General features: G+C 39.6%; 3 protein-coding genes. All 3 read right to left on the minus strand.

Annotated elements, in window-relative coordinates; translation table 11 throughout:
* On the minus strand, positions 1–252 hold a 252-nt coding region (locus ACIQ32_RS11670), incomplete at its 3' end, for a carboxypeptidase-like regulatory domain-containing protein (protein WP_396195857.1).
* Positions 253–1149, minus strand: coding sequence for a carboxypeptidase-like regulatory domain-containing protein (locus ACIQ32_RS11675; RefSeq protein ID WP_396195858.1), 897 nt, complete (start codon positions 1147–1149; stop codon positions 253–255).
* A gap of 124 nt (positions 1150–1273) precedes the next feature.
* Positions 1274–2755, minus strand: a complete 1482-nt coding sequence (locus ACIQ32_RS11680; RefSeq protein ID WP_396195859.1) for a GH3 auxin-responsive promoter family protein — start codon at positions 2753–2755, stop codon at positions 1274–1276.
* Positions 2756–2844 lie beyond the last annotated feature (89 nt).

Consider the following 2844-nt stretch of genomic DNA (forward strand, 5'->3'; position numbering starts at 1 on the left):
CATTACTACTCGGGCTGCATCGGCCACTTTAACTGTTTTCTTTTCAAATCCCATGGCACTGAAAAACAATACCTGATTTTCTTTTAAATCCGAAATAATGAATGTGCCGTCCTCTTCAGTAGTATCCGCCAAATTACCGTTAGCGAACCAAATATTCACATACGGAATAGGTTTATTATTTTCATCTAATACAACGCCTTTAACTTGAGCGGAAAGCTGGAAAAAACACAATAGGAAAAAGAGTGATTTCATTTAATTGGATAGTTTGATTTTTAAAGCAATTTCCACATTTCCGTAGCCTTTAGAACGAGGACTTCCATCGCGATTTAATACTAGTAGTGATGCTCCTCCGGGGTAAAACCCTTTAATGGAAGGTTCATATCGGTAAGCTTTTTGAGTTTGTTTGTTGTCTTTTGAGGTGATTTCGAATTCAAATTTGTTTTGTTCTAATTTTAGATATTCAAATCCTATCACAAGACCTTCCTCGGGAATCTTGATGTTGTACTTTATCAAATCAACCAGATTGTTTTTTTGACCTTTTTTTATTGGAACTAAGATATCTTCCTCAACTAAATCTTCCAAAGGAAGACCATTATTGTTTTCCTTAAAAATTCTGATTCTTAACAAAACGTTTTTCAATCTTGAATAGGTTACGAACTCTATTGTTTTTATAAAAGGATGGGCTTTTACTATTGCCGAAGTCTCAATTTTTTTGGCCCAAACATGCACATTGTCTTGTCCGGTATTGGTGACTCCTGAATTTAATTTTATACCTGAAAAATCGCCAATTACTATCTCCTGAGTTCCTTTTCTTTTTTCGATAACCACTTCATTTAATTCCAGTGCTTTTGGATACAATACAACCGATTTTACGTTTGTTGCCAACAAGATTTTAGCCTCATAACCCAATGCTGAAAAGCAAATCTTCTTTGTTTCCGAAACCGGTAAAGAGAACGTTCCGTCTTCTTCTGAAGTAGTACCGACATTTTCGTTTTCAACCCAAATATTCACATACGGAATCGGTTGGCCGCTAAGGCTGTCTTTGACAATGCCATTAACTTCGATCCGTTCGGCTAAGCCTCGGCTGGTTTGGGCAGAAAGCGATACTAGGTTGTAAAAAAAGAAGATTATAAAAAATTTTATTTTCATGCCTTTGGTTTGTTTTTTAGCCCTGATCTCGTTATTGTCGGAGCTCTTGATTTTTTGCCCCAAAAAAGCAAAGCGACTAACGAGAGCAGGAACATGGTTTAGCAATGGCCCGAACCACTCGCTCCTACTTAAAAAAGTCGGCAATTTTTCGATCGTTTGCCAAGCGCGGCAGTTTGTTTTGGCCGCCCAGTTTCCCGATGGATTTCATGTACTCTTGGAAACCGTTTTTGGCCACTTTGGTAATCACGACAGCTCTCAACACATTACCTACAATCAAATCGTCGTAATAGGTGTTTTGTTTGCGCATGGCTTGATCAATTTTAAGCGCAAAGTCTTCCAGGTTTTCCGGTTCGTTTTCAAATTCTATGAACCATTCGTGGTACGGCAATCCTTGGTTAGGGGTAATTTGCGGCGCGACGGTAAATTCGTTCACACGGACATCGGTATCTTCCATAGCTTCTTTTAAAGCAGATTCGACTTCCTTGCCGATAACGTGTTCTCCAAAAGCTGAAATATAATGTTTGATGCGACCTGAAACGATAACGCGATAAGGATTTAAACTGGTGAATTGCACGGTGTCGCCAATGTTATAAGCCCAAAGTCCGGCATTGGTGGTAAGCAACAAAACATAGTTTACGCCAAGTTCGACTTCGCCTATGGTGTAGCGTCGCGGGTTTTCGGTAAAAAATTCTTCAGCTTTGACAAATTCGTAAAAGATGCCCGAGTTGAGCAACAAGAGCATTCCTTTTTCTTTTTGGGAATCTTGATAAGCAAAGAAACCTTCCGAAGCCGGAAATAATTCAATGGAATCGACTTTCCGACCGATTAAATTCTCGAATTTGGCACGATACGGTTCGTAATTCACGCCGCCATAAATGAACAAATTGAAATTTTTAAAAATCTCTCCAACAGGTTTATTCCCTTTTTGCTGGAGTTTTTCGAAATACATTTGCACCCAAGAAGGAATCCCGGAAATCACGGTCATGTTTTCGTTGAATGTTTCTTCTACTATGGCATCTACCTTGGTTTCCCAGTCTTCGATGCAATTGGTTTCCCAGCTTGGCATGCGGTTTTTTTGGAGGTATTTCGGAACAAAATGCGCTACTATCCCGGAGAGTCGGCCCAACTTAATGCCGTTTTTTTCTTCTAAAATCGGACTGCCTTGGAGGAAAATCATTTTGCCGTCGACAAAATCAGCTTTGCCGGTTTCGTGAATGTAACTTAAGATGGCATTTCGAGCGGCTTCGATATGATACGGCATCGATTCCTTAGTGAGCGGAATGTATTTAGCACCAGAAGTTGTTCCGGAAGTTTTGGCAAAATAAATCGGTTTGCCTTTCCAGAGAATATCGGCTTCCCCTTTAACCACTTGATCAACATAAGACCGGAGTTGTTCATAATCCCGAATCGGTACTTTAGCCGCAAAGTCCTGAAACGTTTTGATATGGGCAAAATCGTGGTCATTACCAAACTGTGTGTGTTTGGCCTGTGCTATCAAATCCCGGAAAACTTTTTCTTGGGTTTCCACAGGTTTTGTTGCCCAATTTTGGACTTTATTATGAATGTATTGCGCAAATAATTTCGCAGCGATGGATTTGATGGACATAATTATTCGTTTGGAAAATTCTTTTTAATCGCTCTTTCGGTACTCCAAAATAAATAAATACAAACCAATGCCGAGAGTGCTACTCCGAA

Source organism: Flavobacterium sp. (assembly GCF_044373165.1).
In the GTDB taxonomy this organism is placed as follows: domain Bacteria; phylum Bacteroidota; class Bacteroidia; order Flavobacteriales; family Flavobacteriaceae; genus Flavobacterium.

Excerpts from the sequence above, each read along its gene's own strand:
- ACIQ32_RS11675 (WP_396195858.1), bottom strand. The coding sequence starts at position 1,149 with ATGAAAATAAAATTTTTTATAATCTTCTTTTTTTACAACCTAGTATCG.
- ACIQ32_RS11680 (WP_396195859.1), bottom strand. The coding sequence starts at position 2,755 with ATGTCCATCAAATCCATCGCTGCGAAATTATTTGCGCAATACATTCAT.